Annotated in this window: 14 protein-coding genes; 2 read left to right on the plus strand and 12 right to left on the minus strand. The window is 71.1% G+C overall.

Annotated elements, in window-relative coordinates:
- Window positions 1–132: 132 nt before the first annotated feature.
- The 11 genes from ACFV20_RS30775 to ACFV20_RS30825 all read right to left on the minus strand — a co-directional run bounded on the left by ACFV20_RS30775 (window position 133) and on the right by ACFV20_RS30825 (window position 15,764).
- Window positions 133–1,629 carry a D-ribitol-5-phosphate cytidylyltransferase gene (locus tag ACFV20_RS30775; RefSeq protein WP_385662535.1) on the minus strand — a complete coding sequence of 499 codons (1,497 nt, stop codon included), beginning with the start codon at window positions 1,627–1,629 and terminating at the stop codon, window positions 133–135.
- 569 nt (window positions 1,630–2,198) lie between these two features.
- Complete coding sequence (locus ACFV20_RS30780) at window positions 2,199–3,749, minus strand: alkaline phosphatase D family protein (RefSeq protein ID WP_385662538.1); 1,551 nt, start codon at window positions 3,747–3,749, stop codon at window positions 2,199–2,201.
- Window positions 3,750–3,928: 179 nt separating this feature from the next.
- Window positions 3,929–5,425, minus strand: coding sequence for a VCBS repeat-containing protein (locus ACFV20_RS30785; RefSeq protein WP_385662540.1), 1,497 nt, complete (start codon window positions 5,423–5,425; stop codon window positions 3,929–3,931).
- 144 nt (window positions 5,426–5,569) lie between these two features.
- Window positions 5,570–7,006 (minus strand): GTPase ObgE, encoded by a 1,437-nt coding sequence (gene obgE / locus ACFV20_RS30790; protein WP_385662543.1) that lies wholly within the window; start codon window positions 7,004–7,006, stop codon window positions 5,570–5,572.
- A 124-nt stretch (window positions 7,007–7,130) separates the two neighbouring features.
- Complete coding sequence (rpmA, locus tag ACFV20_RS30795) at window positions 7,131–7,385, minus strand: 50S ribosomal protein L27 (protein WP_031107501.1); 255 nt, start codon at window positions 7,383–7,385, stop codon at window positions 7,131–7,133.
- A 14-nt stretch (window positions 7,386–7,399) separates the two neighbouring features.
- Window positions 7,400–7,720, minus strand: a complete 321-nt coding sequence (gene rplU / locus ACFV20_RS30800) for a 50S ribosomal protein L21 (protein WP_003990208.1) — start codon at window positions 7,718–7,720, stop codon at window positions 7,400–7,402.
- A gap of 229 nt (window positions 7,721–7,949) precedes the next feature.
- Window positions 7,950–12,263 carry a ribonuclease E/G gene (locus tag ACFV20_RS30805; RefSeq protein WP_385662548.1) on the minus strand — a complete coding sequence of 1,438 codons (4,314 nt, stop codon included), beginning with the start codon at window positions 12,261–12,263 and terminating at the stop codon, window positions 7,950–7,952.
- Between the two features lie 261 nt (window positions 12,264–12,524).
- Window positions 12,525–13,307: a TIGR03936 family radical SAM-associated protein gene (locus ACFV20_RS30810; RefSeq protein WP_385662550.1), complete on the minus strand. Its 783-nt coding sequence runs from the start codon at window positions 13,305–13,307 to the stop codon at window positions 12,525–12,527.
- A 48-nt stretch (window positions 13,308–13,355) separates the two neighbouring features.
- Window positions 13,356–14,681 carry a hypothetical protein gene (locus tag ACFV20_RS30815; RefSeq protein WP_385662632.1) on the minus strand — a complete coding sequence of 442 codons (1,326 nt, stop codon included), beginning with the start codon at window positions 14,679–14,681 and terminating at the stop codon, window positions 13,356–13,358.
- Between the two features lie 346 nt (window positions 14,682–15,027).
- On the minus strand, window positions 15,028–15,267 hold the full coding sequence (locus tag ACFV20_RS30820; RefSeq protein WP_385662552.1) for a helix-turn-helix domain-containing protein: 240 nt from the start codon (window positions 15,265–15,267) through the stop codon (window positions 15,028–15,030).
- Window positions 15,267–15,764 (minus strand): DUF2975 domain-containing protein, encoded by a 498-nt coding sequence (locus ACFV20_RS30825; protein WP_385662555.1) that lies wholly within the window; start codon window positions 15,762–15,764, stop codon window positions 15,267–15,269. The genes ACFV20_RS30820 and ACFV20_RS30825 overlap by 1 nt, the downstream gene beginning before the upstream one ends.
- A 193-nt stretch (window positions 15,765–15,957) precedes the next feature.
- Between ACFV20_RS30825 and ACFV20_RS30830 the strand changes: the two genes are divergently transcribed.
- Together ACFV20_RS30830 and ACFV20_RS30835 are read left to right on the plus strand one after the other, a co-directional pair.
- Window positions 15,958–16,647, plus strand: a complete 690-nt coding sequence (locus ACFV20_RS30830) for a GAF and ANTAR domain-containing protein (protein ID WP_385662558.1) — start codon at window positions 15,958–15,960, stop codon at window positions 16,645–16,647.
- Between the two features lie 454 nt (window positions 16,648–17,101).
- The gene (locus tag ACFV20_RS30835) at window positions 17,102–17,959 is read left to right on the plus strand and encodes a helix-turn-helix domain-containing protein (protein ID WP_385662560.1); all 858 of its coding nucleotides are present in this window, start codon (window positions 17,102–17,104) and stop codon (window positions 17,957–17,959) included.
- On the opposite strand, the gene ACFV20_RS30840 is transcribed toward ACFV20_RS30835, so the two are convergent.
- Window positions 17,944–18,288, minus strand: coding sequence for a DUF397 domain-containing protein (locus tag ACFV20_RS30840; protein ID WP_385662635.1), 345 nt, complete (start codon window positions 18,286–18,288; stop codon window positions 17,944–17,946). The genes ACFV20_RS30835 and ACFV20_RS30840 overlap by 16 nt on opposite strands.
- Window positions 18,289–18,337: the final 49 nt, after the last annotated feature.

Consider the following 18,337-nt stretch of genomic DNA (forward strand, 5'->3'; position numbering starts at 1 on the left):
AATGCGGCTGGTCTGTGAATATTCGCGGGACGGTATGGATTCAGGCCCCTGCGAACACTCCGGTCGACGACAAAAGCCGTGAACAGGAGGGCGCAGAGGCCTGAATTACCGAAGTCTATTTGGCGCCAATTATTACACGCCGTCCTGCCGGTCCAGCACCGAGGCGAGTGCCTGCTCGAAGCCGGAGGCCCGGGCCGCGCCCGCCGTCGGGTCCTGCTGGCGGACGTCGATGACGTGGCCGGTGAGCTCGGAGAGCAGCACGTCGAGGGAGGTGCGGGCCACGGCCTCGGAGGACAGCAGGGAACCCGCGGGCTCCTGGCCGAAGGCCTTGGTGCGCATGGGGGTGGCGGTGCGCTCGGGGTTGATGCAGTTGACGCGGACGCCCTCGCCGGCCCACTCGTCGGACAGGGCCTGGGTGAGGTTCACCATGGCGGCCTTGGTGGAGGAGTACAGGCTGTACTCGGCGCGGCCGCGGGTGTAGCTGCTGGAGGTGTACAGCAGCAACTGGCCCTTGGTCTCGGACAGGTACTTGTACGACGACCGGGCGATCTGCACCGGGGCCAGGTAGTTGACCTTCAGCGCCTCCTCGATGGTGGCGTTGTCGGTCTCGGCGAGCTTCCCTATGCGCAGCACGCCGGCGGTGTTGACCACGTAGTCGATGCGGCCGGTCTCGGCGTACGCCTTGGACAGGGCGTCGTCGACCTCCTCCGGGTTCTCCACGTGGGTGCCGGTGGTGGAGCGGCCCAGCGCGTAGACCTTGGCGCCGTAGGACTCGGCGAGCTCGGCGATGTCCTTGCCGATGCCGTAGCTGCCGCCGAAGACGACCATGGTCTTGCCGGTGAGCAGCTCGCGGTAGGCCTCCTCGGAGACCTGCTCGGGCGCGGCCGTGGAGGCCAGCTGGAACAGCTTGTCGGCGATGAAGACGTCGACGGGCTGGGTGACCTTCATGTTGTACTCGTCACCCGCGACGACGTGGATCGGCACGTCCGGCAGGTACTTGAGCACGACGGAGCAGTCGTCGGTGGCCTGGAAGTTGGGGTCACCGGCGGCGACCTCGTAGGCCCGCCGGATCGTGGACAGCTTGAAGGCCTGCGGCGTCTGGCCGCGGCGCAGCCGGGAGCGGTCCGGGATCTCGGTGATGAACTCGCCGTCCTCGCCGTGCGTGCGCGTGACGATGATGGTGTCCGCGGACGGGATGGCCACGTCGACGGCCTGGTAGCGCTCCAGCGCGACGACGCAGTCGTCGATGACGCGCTGCGACAGCAGGGGGCGCACGGCGTCGTGGAAGAGGACGTTGGCGTCCTCGCCCTCGGCCAGGCCCTCGCCCAGCGCGGCGATGGCGCGCTCGGTGGTCTCGTTCCGCGTGGAGCCGCCCTCGATGACCTTCGAGACCTTCTTGAATCCGGCCTTCGCGACGATCTTCTCGATGTCGGGCACGTAACCCGGCGCCATCAGCACGATGATGTCGTCGATCGAGTCGGCGTTCTCGAAGGTGGTCAGCGTGTGCTCGATGACTGCCTTGCCGGCGATCTTCAGCAGCTGCTTGGGGATCGACAGACCCACGCGCTGGCCGGTGCCACCGGCCAGGATCACTGCGGTGGTACGGGGCTTGGCTATGTGCTGGGACACAGGTGACCTACCTTGGGGCGACAGGGAACTCGGAAATGGTCCCACTTGTGGTTACCGCGATGCAAGGTGAGCGCCCTCCACCGCATATGTGCGCGCAACCTCTCATTCACCTGCCGACGCTGGTGATTGCGGATGGTTGCTCAACCCCCGGTAAAAAGCGCTGTGAGTAACTGCACAGAAGCTCCGCGACTGCGGAGCCGTCCGGGACCGCGGTGACCGGGGACCTGCGCGGGTTCCTCGGACATGTCCTGTGCACGGTACGCGCTTTGGCGGTGCTTCCCGAACCGCGCCCGTCGCGCGCGGGGCCGGGTACGGGGGCCGCGGTGCGGGGATCTCCACTTCCCGGTGCCCGCGGCTGCACGCCTTCTTCATGTCAGCCGGCCGCGAATACGGGCCGCCCGGCCGCTCATTGCCGCGGAATTCCCGGTCAAGATTCCACAGCATTTCGGTCTCGGCGTGAGCGATGCGCCGCAAACCCGGGTCGGACTTCTCACATGTCCCGGCCGCCCCGTACGCGGAAGGGCCCGGGACTCTCGCAGTCCCGGGCCCCACGCGGCGTACGGACGGGGTCAGACGACCTCGACGCCCGGACGGCCCGCCTCGACCCGCAGCCGGGCCAGCGTGCTCGGGGTCGCCGTGGGCCGGCGCACCGTGTCGACCACCCTGACCTGGGCGTCGATGCCGTCGCGGCGGACGTCGAAGAGGTGGTAGCCGCGGTGGGCGTCGAGCAGCTTCCAGTGCGGGTTGTCCGGGCGCCGCGGGTCCCACTCCCTGCGGAAGGCGTCCTGGTCCTGGTCACCGTTGCTGGAGATGGAGGTGCCGACGAACTCGGCGCCGACGACGTCCGAGTCCGGATCGACGTAGTCCTCCTTGAGGTCGCTGATCATCGTCAGGTGCCGGTCCCCGGAGAGCACCACCGGGTTGCGGACCTGCTGGAACTCCTCCAGGAACCGATTGCGTTCGGCCTGGTAGCCGTCCCAGGCGTCGTAGAACCAGAGCTTGCCCTCGCCGACCTTGAGGTCCGTCTCGGCCATCATGATCTGGGAGGCGATGAGGTTCCAGCGGGCGGGCGAGTCCTGCAGTCCGTTCAGCAGCCAGCTCTTCTGGCGGGCGCCCAGCATGGTCAGGGAAGGGTCCTGGGCGCCTTCCTGGCTGGTGGCCTGGTCGCTGCGGTACTGGCGGGTGTCCAGGACGTTGAGCCGGGCCAGCCGGCCGAACTCCAGACGCCGGTACATCCGGATGTGCGGACCGTCCGGGACGGCGGCGGCACGGACCGGCATGTGCTCGTAGAACGCTTGGTAGGCCGCGGTCAGCCGGGCCACGAACGCGTCGTGCGGCTGCTTGTCCGGGTCCTGCGGGATCTCGCCCGCGAAGTCGTTGTCCACCTCGTGGTCGTCGAAGGTCACCACGAAGGGCGCGTTGGCGTGCATCGCGGCGAGGTCAGGATCGGAGCGGTACTGGGCGTACCGGTTGCGGTACTGGACGAGGCTGTAGGGCTCGCCGGAGCCCTCGTGCCGCCGTACGGCCGTCGCCGAGGGCGTGGACTCGTAGATGTAGTCGCCGACGAACACCACGACGTCCGGGTCCTGGTCGAGCATGTCCGCGTATGGCGTGAAGTAGCCGTGCTGCCAGTTCTGGCAGGAGGCGAGGGCCATGCGCAGGGAGCCACCGGAGCTGTGCGGGTGGGGCGCGGTACGGGTGCGCCCGACGGGTGAGACCTGCCCACCGGTGCGGAAGCGGTACCAGTACGTACGGTCCGCGCGCAGGCCGCGTACGTCCACGTGAACGCTGTGCCCGTACTCGGGTCGGGCCTGGGCCGTGCCCTGCCGGACGGGCTTTCTGAACCGCGGCTCCTCCGCGAGCTGCCACTCCACGGGGACCACCCGGTCGGGCATGCCGCCGCCGTTCAGCGGGTCCGGGGCGAGCCTGGTCCACAGCACGATGCCGTCCGGGAGCGGGTCGCCCGAGGCGACTGAGAGGCTGAACACCCCGTCCGGCAGCGGGGTCTCGGCCGCGCGGGCCGCGGCCGGGAGCCAGAGCTGGGCGGAGGCCGCGGCGCCGAGCACCGCGGCACCGGCGGTCAGAAAGCGGCGTCGGTCGGGGGTTGCTGCTCCGGTCATCGGCTGACTCCCTTACCTCGCGGGCCACATGGACACGGGGAAGCTTCACGCTCACGGGCGGTCCGCCCGCTGAACGCCGGGGTTCACGTACATGACAACTAAGCAGACAAAGAGAGACTCGCCGCCAGCGTCGGAACAAGCCGTTGCCGGGGCGAGTCTGACAGGTGTTCAGGGACGGGTCAGCGCGCGAAACCCCTGCCGAGGGAGGAGCCGCTCTTGACCGTGCCGAGGGTGCCCGCGCCGAAGCTGACCGAACCGGTCGCGGTGGGGGCGTTCACCGGGTTGGGGAATGCCCAGACTCCGCCGTCCCGGTTCTCGCCGGTGGCGCCGACGAACAGCTCGGCCCGGCCGTCGCCGTTGACGTCGAGCAGGTTGGTGTCGGCGCCGAAGAAGTCGTTCTGCTCCGCGGTGCCCGGGACGTTCCCGGTGTTCTGGTTGAGGCTGTAGGCGCCGTCCCCGGTGAGCCCCTTCTTGCCGCCGCGCAGGACGGTGACCTGGCCGGCCGCGTAGATCTCGCCGAGGTCCTCGCTCGAGCTGCCGGTGGAGACGTCCGCGTAACCGTCGGCGTTGACGTCACCGACGGAGATGCTCCCGCCGAAACTGTCGGACCACTCGGAGCTTCCGGGCACGCCCGGGGTCTCCTGCGTGATGATCGCCGTACGGGAGGTGTCGGGGCCCTTCGCCGAGCCGTGCACCACGCCGATCTGCCCGCCCTTCAGCAGCGGGTCGTCGAGGTCGACTTCGCCGAAGCCGTCGTTCGGGCGACCGATGACGAGGTCGGCGTACCCGTCCTTGTCCACGTCGCCGACGCCGAGGCTCTCGCCGCCGCGCATGCGCGTGCCGTCGGGGTTGTTCACCGGGGCGGGGGCGCTCAGGCCGTCGGGGGTGCCCCGCAGGAAGACCGCGCGCCGGTGCCGGTAGTCGGGGTCGTGCATGTCGTCGTCGCTGACGTCGTGGATGAGCGCGACCAGATCCGTGATGCCGTCGTGGTCGACGTCCCCGGCCGCCACGTCGTCCGTGACGTAGGCGGGCTCGATGGCCAGGGGCCGGCTCTTCGCGGCACCCGTGGTGCGGTCGAACGGCCCGGACAGCAGGCGGTTGCCGGTGGCGAGGTCCAGATGGCCGTCGCCGTCGAAGTCGCCGAGCGCCGGGGTCTCGGGGTCGACCCGGTCCTCCTCGGTGCCGGTGGCCACGGCCGTACCGCCGGAAAGGCCCTGCTTCCCGCCCCACAGCACGGCGAGCGTACCGGCGTAGGTGACCTCCCCGACGCTCTCGCCCGGGGCGCCCACGACCAGGTCGGCGTAGCCGTCGCCGTCCAGATCACCGGCCGCGAGACCGTCGCCGTAGTCGTCGTTGGTCTCGGCGGTACCGGGTATGCCCGGAGTGTTCTGGCTGATGACCTGCCTGTGCGTCAGATCGAGGCCCTTGGCCGAGCCGTACACAACGGCGACGTACCCCGCCTGGGCCTGGCCGTCGACCTTTCCGCGCGAGGCGGCGACGGCCAGGTCCTGGTAGCCGTCGCCGTTGAAGTCGTCCCGGAGCTTGTCCGCGACGGACGGGGCGGCCGGTGCGGCCGGTGCGGCCGGGGCCGCGTGCGCGGCGGCCACCGGCGTGGTCACGGCCGCGACGACGGCGATGGCCGCGGCGACCGCTCGGCCGACCCTGCGCTTGCTCATGGACTGAGGCACGTCAACTCCGTTGATCCGCTGGGCAGTTACGGCGCGGCAGGAAACAAGATCCCTACCGGCGCCACCCTGTACGACTCACCGGAGATCGACTTGGTTGCACCGAAGTCCGTTGCGAATTTGCTGTTTGTTAACTCAGAACGGCTCGAAGTCGTCGAATTCCTGCTGCGCCTCGTCCCGCTCGGCCTGCCGGTCCTTGCGGCGCTGCGCGGCCGGCCGCTCACCCTCGAAGCGGTGGTCCTCACCACGCCGGCCGAGCATCTCGGCCCCGGCCGTCATGGACGGCTCCCAGTCGAAGACGACCGCGTTGTCCTCGGGACCGATGGCGACGCCGTCGCCGCCCCGGGCGCCCGCCTTCACCAGCTCCTGCTCGACACCGAGCCGGTTGAGCCGGTCGGCGAGGTAACCGACGGCCTCGTCGTTGTTGAAGTCGGTCTGGCGCACCCAGCGCTCGGGCTTCTCGCCGCGCACCCGGAACAGGCCGTCGGCCTCCTGCGTCACGGTGAAGCCGGTGTCGTCCACGGCCTTGGGCCGGATCACGATCCGGGTGGCCTCTTCCTTCGGCTTCGCCGCCCGGGACTTCGCCACGAGCTCCGCGAGCGCGTACGACAGCTCCTTCAGGCCGATGTGCGCCACGGCCGACACCTCGAACACGCGGTAGCCGCGCGCCTCCAGGTCGGGCCGCACCATCTCGGCGAGGTCCTTGCCGTCCGGTACGTCGATCTTGTTCAGGACGACGATCCGCGGCCGGTTGTCCAGCCCGCCGTACTGCCGCAGCTCCTCCTCGATGATGTCGAGGTCGGAGGCCGGGTCGCGGTCCGACTCCAGCGTCGCGGTGTCGAGGACGTGCACGAGCACACTGCACCGCTCCACGTGCCGCAGGAACTCCAGGCCCAGCCCCTTGCCCTGGCTGGCGCCGGGGATCAGCCCGGGAACGTCGGCGATCGTGTAGACCGTCGACCCGGCCGTGACGACACCGAGGTTGGGCACGAGGGTGGTGAAGGGGTAGTCGGCGATCTTCGGCTTGGCGGCGCTCAGCACCGAGATCAGGGACGACTTGCCGGCGCTCGGGTAGCCCACGAGCGCCACGTCGGCGACGGTCTTCAGCTCCAGGACGATGTCCCGCAGGTCACCCGGCTCGCCGAGGAGCGCGAACCCGGGCGCCTTGCGCCGCGCGGACGCCAGGGCCGCGTTGCCCAGTCCGCCCCGGCCGCCCTGCGCGGCGACGTACGACGTGCCGTGTCCGACCAGGTCGGCGAGGACGTTGCCCGCCTTGTCCAGCACCACCGTGCCGTCCGGCACCGGCAGGATCAGGTCCTGGCCGTCCTTGCCGAAGCGGTTGCCGCCCTCGCCGGGCTTGCCGTTGGTGGCCTTGCGGTGCGGGGAGTGGTGGTAGTCGAGCAGCGTGGTGACCGACTGGTCGACGGTGAGGATCACGTCCCCGCCGCGCCCGCCGTTGCCGCCGTCGGGTCCGCCCAGCGGCTTGAACTTCTCACGGTGGACGGAGGCACAGCCGTGGCCTCCGCTACCCGCGGCGACGTGCAGCTCGACGCGGTCCACGAAGGTGGTCATGGTGTGTGCCTCCAGGTGCGTACGTATGTGTACGGGGTTCTACGGGGTTGTTCTCTGCGTAACACGCGAAAGGCGGACCCGCTTCCCGTGAGGGAAGTGAGGTCCGCCTCGCGAAAGTGTCCGATCAGGCGACCGGAACGATGTTCACGACCTTGCGGCCACGGTGGGTGCCGAACTGCACCGAACCGGCCTCGAGGGCGAACAGCGTGTCGTCGCCGCCACGGCCGACGCCGGAGCCCGGGTGGAAGTGGGTGCCACGCTGACGGACCAGGATCTCACCCGCGTTGACGACCTGACCGCCGAAGCGCTTCACGCCGAGCCGCTGGGCGTTGGAGTCGCGACCGTTCCGGGTGGACGATGCGCCCTTCTTGTGTGCCATTTCTCCTCAGTCCCTTACTTCGCAGCCGTGGGGATCTCAGTGACCTTGATCGCCGTGTACTGCTGGCGGTGGCCCTGGCGACGGCGGTAACCCGTCTTGTTCTTGTAGCGCAGAATGTCGATCTTCTGGCCCTTGTGGTGGTCCACGACCTCGGCCTGGACCTTGATGCCGGCCAGCACCCACGGGTCGCTGGTCACGGCGTCGCCGTCGACAACGAGCAGGGTCGAGAGCTCGACCGTGTCGCCAACCTTGGCAGTGGAAATCTTGTCAACCTCAACGATGTCGCCGACAGCAACCTTGTGCTGGCGACCACCGCTGCGCACGATGGCGTACACGCGGAACTCACTCTCTCGCTCGGGAAACGGCACCCCCGCAGGCCAGCCGCCCGACTCAGCGAGCAGCCTCTCCTGGCGCCCGGCGCCCGGAGGATGAGGTTTACGGGGATGTAGACGCGTCAGTCGACACGCCGACGGTCAAGGTTACGGGGCCGCGGCCGAAAGGGTCAAACCGAGTCGGACCCGCCGCCTGTGCGACCGGTCACGCCGGTCGCACAGGCGGTGCATCTCAGCCCTCGTCGGTGGAGGCCGAGACGGAGGACGCGGACGACGCCGACTGCTCCGCCGCCACGGTCTTCTTCGACGCGGTCTTCTTGGCGGCCGTCTTGGTGGTCTTCGCCGCCTTCTTGGCCGTCGTCTTCTTGGCGGCGGTCTTCTTCGCCGCCGTCTTCTTGGTGGTGGCGGCCTTCTTCGCCGTGGCCTTCTTGGCCGTCTTGCGGGCCGTCTTCTTGGCGGGCGCCGACTCCTCGGCGGCCTCCTCCGGGACGGCACCGCCGGACGCGGGCACCTCCGGAGCCTCCTCGGACGCGGCCGACGGGACGACCACGACGGCCGTCTCCTCGGACGCCGTGGACGCCGTCGGCTTGCGCACGGCACGGCGCCGCGGACGGGCCGGGGCGGCGCTCTCGGCGGGCGCCTCGGCGACGGGCTCGGCGACCGGCTCGGCCGGTGCCTCGGCGGCTGCGGCCTCGGGCTGCGCGGGCGCGGTCTCGGTGACCGTCACCACGGCCGCCTCGGCTCCCGCGGGGGAACCGGCCGGAGCGGACACCTTGCGGGTGGCCCGGCGCCGGGTGCGGCCCTTGGGCGCGGCCTCCTCCACCGGAGCAGCGGGGGCCTCGGGGGCGGCGGGCGCGGCGGGCGCGGCCTCGACCACCGGGTCCTCCACGGCCATCGGCTCGGCCTGTGCCTCGGCGGCCGGCTCCGGCTGCACGGGACGGGCCGCCTCCTGCTCGGCGGTCACGTCCTGCGCCGTCGGCGCCTCGGCCACGGCCTGCGCGGCCCGGCCCCGGCCCCGCCGGGTCGTCTCCCTGCTCTCCTCGGCCTTCGGCTCGGCCGCCTCCCCGCGCGGGGAGCCCGCCGGGGCCGACGCCCGCCGGCTCGCCCGGCGACGCGAACGCCCGCGGCCGGCCGCGGCCTCCGCCTCGGCGGCGCTGCTGTACAGCTCCTCGTCGGGCTCGAAGGCCGGCGCGGGCAGCGCGACCGGCTCGGCGACCTCGGCGACGACCTCCGCCTCGGCCTCCGCTTCCTGCTCGGCGGTCTCGGCGGTGTCGACGGCGGCCTCGTGCACGTGCGGCTCGGCGGCACCGGCGCGGGCGCGCTTCTTGCGCTTGCCGCCGCCTCCGGGAGCCGTCGGCTGCTCCATGTGGACGATGACGCCGCGGCCGTTGCAGTGGACGCAGGTCTCGGAGAAGGACTCCAGCAGGCCCTGGCCGACCCGCTTGCGGGTCATCTGGACCAGGCCCAGCGAGGTGACCTCGGCGACCTGGTGCTTGGTCCGGTCCCGGCCCAGGCACTCCAGCAGCCGCCGCAGCACCAGGTCCCGGTTGGACTCCAGCACCATGTCGATGAAGTCGATGACGATGATGCCGCCGAGGTCGCGCAGCCGCAGCTGACGCACGATCTCCTCGGCCGCCTCCAGGTTGTTCCTGGTGACGGTCTCCTCGAGGTTGCCGCCCTGGCCGGTGAACTTGCCGGTGTTGACGTCGACGACGACCATCGCCTCGGTCCGGTCGATGACCAGCGAACCGCCGCTGGGCAGCCAGACCTTGCGGTCCAGGGCCTTGGCGAGCTGCTCGTCGATCCGGTACGTGGCGAACACGTCGACCTCGGAGGTCCACTTCGACAGCCGCTCGGCGAGGTCCGGCGCGACGTGCGAGACGTAGCCGTGGATGGTCGACCAGGCCTCTTCACCGCTGACGACGACCTTGGAGAAGTCCTCGTTGAAGATGTCGCGCACGACCCGGACGGTCATGTCCGGCTCGCCGTAGAGCAGCGTCGGGGCGTTGCCGCTCTTGGCCTTCTTCTGGATGTCCTCCCACTGCTGCTGCAGCCGCTCGACGTCCCGGCGCAGCTCGTCCTCGCTGGCGCCCTCGGCGGCGGTGCGCACGATGACGCCCGCGTCCTCGGGGACGATCTTCTTGAGGATGGTCTTCAGCCGGGCCCGCTCGGTGTCGGGCAGCTTGCGGCTGATGCCGGTCATGGAGCCCTCGGGCACGTACACGAGGTAGCGGCCCGGGAGGGAGACCTGGCTGGTCAGACGGGCGCCCTTGTGGCCGATCGGGTCCTTCGTCACCTGGACGAGCACCGACTGGCCGGACTTCAGGGCGGACTCGATGCGGCGGGGCCCGTTGGCCATGCCGAGCGCCTCGAAGTTGACCTCACCGGCGTACAGGACGGCGTTGCGGCCCTTGCCGATGTCGATGAAGGCGGCCTCCATCGACGGCAGCACGTTCTGCACCTTGCCGAGGTAGACGTTGCCGACGTACGAGGTCGACTGCTCCTTGTTGACGTAGTGCTCGACGAGCACGTTGTCCTCGAGGACGCCGATCTGCGTGCGGTCGCCGTGCTGGCGGACGACCATGACGCGCTCGACGGCCTCGCGCCGGGCCAGGAACTCGGCCTCGGTGATGATCGGCACGCGGCGGCGGCCCTGCTCGCGGCCTTCGCGGCGGCGCTGCTTCTTGGCCTCCAGACGGGTCGAGCCCTTGATGGACTGCACCTCGTCGGACGGTTCCGTCTTGGGGCGCGGCTCGCGGACCTTGACGACCGTGCGCTCGGGGTCGTCGTCGGAGGGCTCGGAGTCGGGGCCGGAGTCGCCGGCGCGGCGGCGACGCCGGCGGCGACGGCGGCTGCTGCTGGAGCCGCTCCCGCCGGACTCGTCGCGGTCGGTGGTCTCCTCGGAGTCCTCGTCGTCCTCCTCGGCACCGTCTTCGCCGTCCTGCGCGGCGGCAGCGTCGGACTCGGCGTCCGAGGCGTCACCGCCCTCACCGCCCTCACCGTCGGAGTCGGCGGACTCTCCACGCCGCCGGCGGCGGCCGCCCCGGCGACGGCGGCGGCGCGAACCGGTGCCCTCGGACTCGTCCTGCTCGTCACCGTCGGCCTGGTCCTCGGCGGAGTCGTCGGCCTCCTCCGCCTCCTCGGCGGTGGTGTCGGCGGCGGTCTCGGGGGTCTGTGCCTCGGGCTCGTCACCGGCACCGCGGCGACGGCGGCGGCGACGCGATCCGCCGCTCTGCTCCTCGCGCTGGGCCTCGGCCGGCGCGGACTCCTGGTTCTCCTCGGGCTCCACCGCACCGGCCGCCTCGGCGGCGGCAGCGGCGGCGGCCCGCTCCGGCGTCTGGAACTGGGGCTCGGTGAAGACGGGCGCCTGGAACAGCGCGACGGCGGGCCGCCGCGGCCGCGAGGGCGCCTCGCTCTCGCTGTCGCCCGCGTCCGCGGGCACCCGTGCGGCGGCCTTCGAGGCCCTGCCGCCCCGGGCGGGCTGGGCGGGCTCGGCGAAGCCGCCCGCGGCGCGGCGCACGACCCGGCGACGGCGACGCGGACCGGCCTCTTCGGCCGACTCGGCGGCCTCCCCGGCGGGCGCCTCGGAGGCGACGGCCTCGGACGCGCGGGCGGGCTCGGCGGCAGCGGGCTCGGCGGGGGCCTCGGAGGCAGCGGCCTCGGACGCGCGCTCGGGCTCGGTGGCGGGGGTCTCGGTCACGGGTGCCTTCGCCTCCTCGGCGGTCACCTCCGCGCTCTCCGCGGAGGGCGCCCCGGCAGGCGCGGACGCACGCCGCGAGGCACGTCGGCGGGTCCGGCGCGGAGCAGCCTCTTCAACGGCCTCGGAGCTGTCGGCGGCCTGGTCGCCCACGACCGCCGGCTCAGCGGCGTCGGCGACGGCCGCGGGCTTCGCGGTGCCGGCCTCGGGCTTCGCCGTGCCGGCCGCAGGCTTCCCGGTGCCGGCCTCGGGCTTCCCGGTGCCGGCCTCGGGCTTCGCGGTGTCTGCCGCGGCGGTCTCGGCTGCCTCGGCCGGAGCGGCGGCGGGTGAGGTCACGGTGCGGGTGGCGCGACGGCGGGCGCGCTTGGGGGCGGCGTCCTCGGTCGCGGCGGCGGACGCGGCGGGAGCGGCGGCCTCGGCCGGCTCGGTCGCCGCCTCGGGGGCGGAGTCGGTGGGGGTGGTGGCTGCCGGGACCACGGTCTCGGCGGCCTCCGCGGCGGCGGGAGTCCCGGCGGGCGCGGAGGCGCGGCGCACGGCGCGACGGCGCTTGCGCCCGGCGGGCGGGGCGTCCTCGTCGCTCTCACCGGCCACGGGCGCTGCGGGGGCCTCAGGTGCCTGGACGGCTTCGGCGGCTGTGTCCTCGGCCTCGACGGACTCGACATCCGCCGCGAGATCCTCGGCATCGGCGGCCGCTATGGCCGGCGCGACGGTCTCCGCCGAGGTGTCGGAGGCGGCACCCGTGGGCGGGCCCGCCGGGCGGGACGCGGCACGGCGCCGCCGGCGGGGCGGCAGGGTGTCGCTGGGGGTGTTCTGTTCGGAACCCTCTGTGGGTTCGGTCGGCTCGAGCATGCGGGCTTGTCTCCCGTCAGGCTCCCGGGCGCCGCGCCTGGTCCGGCGTATGCCGGTGACGTCCGCGGCGCGCGCTGTGCGCGTTCGCCGCCGTCCGGGGCGCGGGCGCCGCACGGGAGCTCTCTGTGTCCTGTCTCGCCGGTTCCGTACGCCGAATGCGCACGGCCTGGCGAAAGTCTTCTGGTCGGTGCGCTGCCCGACCCAGGTGGCTCCCGAGTCCGAGGGCGGCGCTACGACGTCCGTCCCTACGCGGGACCTTCCTTACGCCGACGCCGTCGCGGTGGCAGTCGGTTCGGCCGTTGGGTGGGCCTCGGCTGCCTCGCGGTCGGGCGCGAGCGGGTCGGTCACCGTGCCGGTCTCTGCATCGAACAGCCCCTGCGCCAGCCTGGTCACCGCTGCGGGGACCGGCGGCGCCAGGTCGGCCACGGCGCGAAGACCGGACAGGACGTCGTCGGGTCGTACGGCAGGCGTCACGTGCCGAACAACCAGCCGCAGTATCGCACAGGGCTGGTCGGTCGGCCTATCAGCCTGCGAACTGTGCGTTTCCTCGAGCTCGCGGACCTCCAGGCTCGCCACGGCGGCGCGGGCGTCGAACGTACGGACGCCGTTCTTGGCGAGGCGCTGGACCTCGACCGTCTCGGCCGCGTTGAAGGCGTCCGCCGCTCGGCGGGCCTCCTCCACCGGCACCCCGTCCAGCCGGAGCTCCCAGACGGAAGCCGTCAGCCGGTCGGCGAGCCCGGAGGTGCGGGCCTCGACCGCGTCGGTGATGTCGAGCCCGGTGGGCAGCGACTCGTCGAGAAGGGCCCTGAGCTGCTCCGGGTCGCGGGGCGCGGTGAGCGCGATCTCCAGGTATTCCGCCTCACTGCCCGTGCCGGTGGGTGCGGCATTGGCGTACGACACCTTCGGGTGCGGTGTGAAGCCCGCCGAGTAGGCCATCGGCACCTCGGCACGGCGCAACGCACGCTCGAAGGCGCGCTGGAAGTCACGGTGGCTGGTGAACCGGAGGCGGCCGCGCTTGGTGTAACGCAGTCGGATGCGCTGCACCGCGGGTGCGGGCGGCGGGCCTTCGGGCTGTCGCTTGCCCAGTGTCGTTCAGTCCTTCGTGAGAGCGGTCGTACTGCTACCAAGAGTACGTGCCCGGCGCCCCGATGGTTCCCGGCGGTCGACGGGCCGCGGCCGGCGCGGTTCGCCGAAGAGCATCCGGCGGAAGTCGGCGCGGGCCTGCCGTACGGACTCCCGGGCGGCGGCCAGTGCCTGCCGGGTGGCCCGCCCCACGCTGCGGGCGGCCTCGGCGGCGGGCCGCAGGACGGCGTCCCGGACGGCGTGCCCGACGGGCGTCAGCACCGTGCGGTACACCCACCGCACCGGCTCGACGAAGATCCACCGGAAGAGGGTGCCGAGGAACCGCCCGACGGCGAGCGAGATGTGCCCGGCGACGCGCCAGGCGTGCCCGAGGGCGCCCCACACCTCCCGGCCGATGACGGCCAGGACGCGTCCGGCCGGGGTGAGGATCCAGCGCCAGAGGGCGAGTGCGGGCAGGACGAACAGGATCCGGGCGATCCAGTGAAGGGCCGTCCCGATGCCGGTGAGAGTCGTGCGCACCAGCCACACCAGCCCCTTGGCGCACCAGGCGACCGCGCGGCCGACGGGTGCGAGCACCCAGGTGTACAGCCACACGGCCGGTGCGACGACGAGGTACTTCGTGAGCAGGGCCACGACGGTCCAGACGCCGATGCCGAGCGCGGCGATCCCGGCGCCGAGTCCCTTCAGGACCCACCGCAGCGCGTGCCCGACGGGCGTGAGCAGCCGCGCGTACACCCAGCCGAGCCCGGCACCCAGGCCCCTGACGATCCAGCCGACCGCGGCCCCGACACCCCGGGCGACCCACGCGATCCCGGCCCCCAGACCCCGGGCGGCCCATGCGATCGCGTGCCCCACGGGGGCCAGGACCGAGCGGTGGAGCCAGACCAGGGGGACCACGACGAGGACGTTCCCGAGCCACCCCAGGACCTTGCCCACCGGCACGGCGACATAGCGCCACAGCCCGACGAACGGCCAGACGAACACGGCCCGCGCGAGCCACAGCAGCGCCCGCCCGAGCGGCCGGAGCAGCGTGTCGTTCAGGAACCGCCCGGCGACGACGAGCGCGTCCCACAGCATCCGCACGGGGACGACCAGGACGAGCGCGATGATCCGCACGGGGATGCGGATGGCGACGGTGAGACACCCCTCGGGCGCGCTCGGCTCGCGCAGCACGGGCGAGGTCCCGTCCGGCTGTTGGGGCTCATGGGCCGACGGCGGGGGCGGGCCGGCCGCACGCCGGGGCAGGTCGGCCGGCCGCTGGGACGGATCGTCCGGCCCCTGGGACAGGCCGGCCGGCGTCTCGGAACCCTCGCGGGGTCGCTTCTCCAGGTCCATACCGTCGTAGACGCCCTCAGCGCCCCGTCCGGATGCAGCTCCGCACAGCCCCACCCCGTTCTCCCGCATGTCCGCCACTCGGCCGCAAGATCATAAGGCTCACACGCGGGCGCCCCGCGCGCCTGCAGCAGCCGGAACGACCCCTGGAAGCTGCTGCGCGCCTACGCGGGGACGACCACGGTTTGTGGCGTTCCCCCGCGCCCGGGCGACCTGCTCTCCAGCAGCGCGTTGTCGGCTCCGTCCAGCGCGTTGTCGGCTCCGTCCAGCGCGTTGCCGGCTCCGTCCAGCGCGTTGCCGGCTCCGTCTAGCGCGTTGCCGGCTCCGTCCGGCGCGTTGTCGGCTCCGTCTAGCGCGTTGTCGGCTCCGTCGCGCTCTCCGCGCTCTCTGTCTCCCAGCGCAGCAGATCCCCCGGCTGGCACTCCAGCACCTCGCACAGCGCGGCGAGGGTGGAGAAGCGGACCGCCTTGGCACGGCCGTTCTTGAGGACGGCCAGGTTGGCGGGGGTGATGCCCACGCGTTCCGCCAACTCGCCCACGGACATCTTGCGTTTGGCCAGCATCACGTCGATGTCGACGGCGATCGGCATCAGATGACCTCTTCCAGCTCTGCCTGCATCTGGGCCGCCTCGATGTCACGTGCGACGGCCTGCGCGAGCAGCATCCGCAGCACGAGCACGACCAGGGCGACGCCCAGCACCGCCACCACCACCCCGCACAACAGCAGGACCACCCCGGGTGCGACGGCCTCGCCCGGCGCGAGCACGACGGCGAGTGCGAAGACCAGCAGGGCGGCCGCCACGAACGCGCCGATCACGATGTGCACATAGCGGAAGGCGGCCGTGGAGAACACCGTGCCGCGACGCACCATCGTCACCAGCCGCCACACGCAGACCACGACGACCTGAGCCGTCACGATACCCAGGACGATGATCATAAGGATCGGGGTGCGCAGATACGCGTACTCGGGCTTGAGCCCGTTCATGTCGGCGGCCAGCAACGGCACCATCACCGCCTGGACGAACAACGATCCGGCGAGCAGCACCACGAGCACCCCACGCAACGCCACCACGGCCAGCTTCCCCATCGCCACTCCTTCGATCGAACCACGATGGAAATCTATCGAGAATCGATAGACATCGCAAGAGTGCCGAGTCTGAGCGCAGACCACGGCGTACACCTGCCGGTGCGTACGACCCGTGACACCGTGGCAGGAGAAGGGAATGCCCGGCACTCGGAGCACCCGGAGAGCCGGGAGCACCCGAACGAGGAGGACGACGGTGGACTGGCGCGTGTTCGCACAGCAGATGGCGTCCATGGCGCGCGACCTGCTCGCCCAGGAGACGGTCCTGGCCACCCTCCAGCACATCACCAAAGCGGCCACGGAGCGCGTGGCCGGGTGCGACGCGGCCGGCATCCTCCTCCTACACGGCAAGCGCGTGGAGACACTGGCACCCACCGACGACATGGTGATCGAGAGCGACCGGCTCCAGGAGCGCCTCACGCAGGGCCCCTGCTTCGACGCGGCCCGGACCAGCAACGGGGAGCGTGTGTTCCGCATCGCCGACCTCACCGCCGAACAGGACCGCTGGCCCGCCTACGCCGCGCGCGCCCGCGATCTGGGCGTGGGCAGCATGATGGGCTTCCTGCTGTACACCGACGACGAGGATCTGGGCGCGCTCAATTTCTACGGGCACCGGCCGGGATCCTTCACCGACGACAGTGAGACGGCCGGCTGGCTGCTGGCCTCGCACGCCGCGGTCGCCTTCTCCAGCGCCCGCAGCCACGCTCAGATGGAGCAGGCGCTGGCCACCCGGCACATCATCGGTGAGGCCATGGGCATCCTCATGGGCAGCCACCACCTCACGGAGGAGCAGGCCTTCGACGTGCTGCGGCGCTATTCCCAGGAGAAGAACATCAAGCTCCGCGAGGTCGCCCGGCGGGTCTGCGAAGAGGGCCGCCTGGCCTGACGGCTCCCCCAGCACATATTCCGAACTGGGGGAACCTGGTCGGGCCGATCCCCCGGGGGAGCGTCACCGACTCGACCTGCCCTGCGGGTCCCCCTCACAACGCCCCTCTCACCTCCCGTTTCCCGCCCACACGGGCGCGAGACGAGCACCGGGGCCGATGTTTCCCCGTTTCCCGGTGAGCCGGGGGAGCAGCGAGGGCAATTCATGGGGACTGCGGTCACGGAAGTCACCCGCGTGAGTGAATGCATCGACAATGCGTCCGCATGGAACGCATAGGCGTTCCATTCTTTCCCACTCATCCCGTGCATCCCTTCTGAATACGCGGTGGAGGCATGGAGCCGTGCGGCATAGTGACACGTGGCAGAAATCCGCGTAGCCTTGCGAAACTGGTCGTCCTGAACACGGTCGGAGTGCCTGGCGGCGGTACGACCTGTGGCACCAGAAGGAGCTTTTCATGCGCGATGCCGACCCGATGTTCTACCGACACGTCCTGAGCTCCCAGCTTCAAGAGGCGCGCAAAAAGGCGGGGTACTCGCAGCCCGATGTTGCGCGAGAGACTGGATGGTCCCTGTCGAAAGTCATGCGACTGGAGTCGGGCAGGGTGAAGATCTCCATGACCGACCTCAAAGCGCTGATCAACTTTTATGACGTGGACCCGGAGGAGAAGGCGACATTGCTTCGCGCCGGGGAGGAAGCACGTCGGCAGCCCTGGTGGTACGAGTACCGGTCCCTGCTGTCGGAGGGATTCCAGTCCTACCTCGGTTATGAGGCGTCCTCGTCCGTCATCCGGAATTTCGAGGCGCTGTTCGTCCCCGGACTGCTGCAGACCGAGGAGTACGCGCGCGTCGCCCTTCAGCAGTCCGTGGTGCCGGAGAAGGAGGAGCTGCTCGACCTCCGCCTGAAGCGCCAGGAACGCATGCTGAACGAATCGTCGAGCACCGAGCTCCGATTCCTGATCGACGAGGCCGCGCTCCGGCGTGTGGTGGGCAGCGGCGAGTTGATGGAGGCCCAGATCCGGCACCTGCGACACGTCAGCGCGCTGGACCACGTGAGCGTCGGAGTGGTGCCTTTCAGCAGCGGCCTCTACCCCCTGCTGCGTTCACCGTATGTCATCTTCGAGTTCGCCAAGGCCGAGCAGGAACGGGTGGTGTATCTCGAGAATCCCGACGGAAGCGTCATCCTCAACAGCAAGGCGATCGTCGGCGTGCAACGGAGCGTCGAGAACTACCTCGAAGCATTCTGGGAGATCGAGAACCGTTACGCCCAGTCCATCACCGAGTGGAGTGCGAATCTCCCTCAGCTCGCGGCGTAGTGCCGGGACAGGGAATCCAGAAAGGAGGCCCACGCCGTGGAACCAACCGCAAGGCGAGGCCCCTCGGACACTTTCGAATCCCTGACCATGACAGGACGGCCCAGAAGGACTTCTACGCAGTTTTCCGGCCCACTGGCGGAACTCTTCCGCCACTCCGATATCGGATCCGGAAAGGTCACGACTCCCCCAATCCCGCACTGCGGTACCGACGGCACAGTCAGCGCCTGGCCGTCAGTATGACGGCAGGAGCCTTGACTGCCAAGGCCACCGAAAACCGATGATCTCGACGTCGAAGAAGGGGTCGTGCATGGAAAGCTGAACAGGCACATGGTGCTCCGCAAAGCGGCAAGCGTCTTTTCGGCCAAGCACGCGGAGAGT

Origin of the sequence: Streptomyces sp. NPDC059696 (assembly GCF_042733745.1) — a bacterium.
GTDB lineage: Bacteria > Actinomycetota > Actinomycetes > Streptomycetales > Streptomycetaceae > Streptomyces.

Coding starts and splice junctions, on each gene's coding strand:
- ACFV20_RS30840 (WP_385662635.1), bottom strand. CDS start 18,288: ATGTGCCTGTTCAGCTTTCCATGCACGACCCCTTCTTCGACGTCGAGA.
- ACFV20_RS30785 (WP_385662540.1), bottom strand. CDS start 5,425: ATGAGCAAGCGCAGGGTCGGCCGAGCGGTCGCCGCGGCCATCGCCGTC.
- ACFV20_RS30815 (WP_385662632.1), bottom strand. CDS start 14,681: ATGGACCTGGAGAAGCGACCCCGCGAGGGTTCCGAGACGCCGGCCGGC.
- ACFV20_RS30780 (WP_385662538.1), bottom strand. CDS start 3,749: ATGACCGGAGCAGCAACCCCCGACCGACGCCGCTTTCTGACCGCCGGT.
- ACFV20_RS30820 (WP_385662552.1), bottom strand. CDS start 15,267: ATGCCGATCGCCGTCGACATCGACGTGATGCTGGCCAAACGCAAGATG.
- obgE (WP_385662543.1), bottom strand. CDS start 7,006: ATGACCACCTTCGTGGACCGCGTCGAGCTGCACGTCGCCGCGGGTAGC.
- ACFV20_RS30835 (WP_385662560.1), top strand. CDS start 17,102: ATGCGCGATGCCGACCCGATGTTCTACCGACACGTCCTGAGCTCCCAG.
- rpmA (WP_031107501.1), bottom strand. CDS start 7,385: ATGGCACACAAGAAGGGCGCATCGTCCACCCGGAACGGTCGCGACTCC.
- ACFV20_RS30805 (WP_385662548.1), bottom strand. CDS start 12,263: ATGCTCGAGCCGACCGAACCCACAGAGGGTTCCGAACAGAACACCCCC.
- ACFV20_RS30825 (WP_385662555.1), bottom strand. CDS start 15,764: ATGGGGAAGCTGGCCGTGGTGGCGTTGCGTGGGGTGCTCGTGGTGCTG.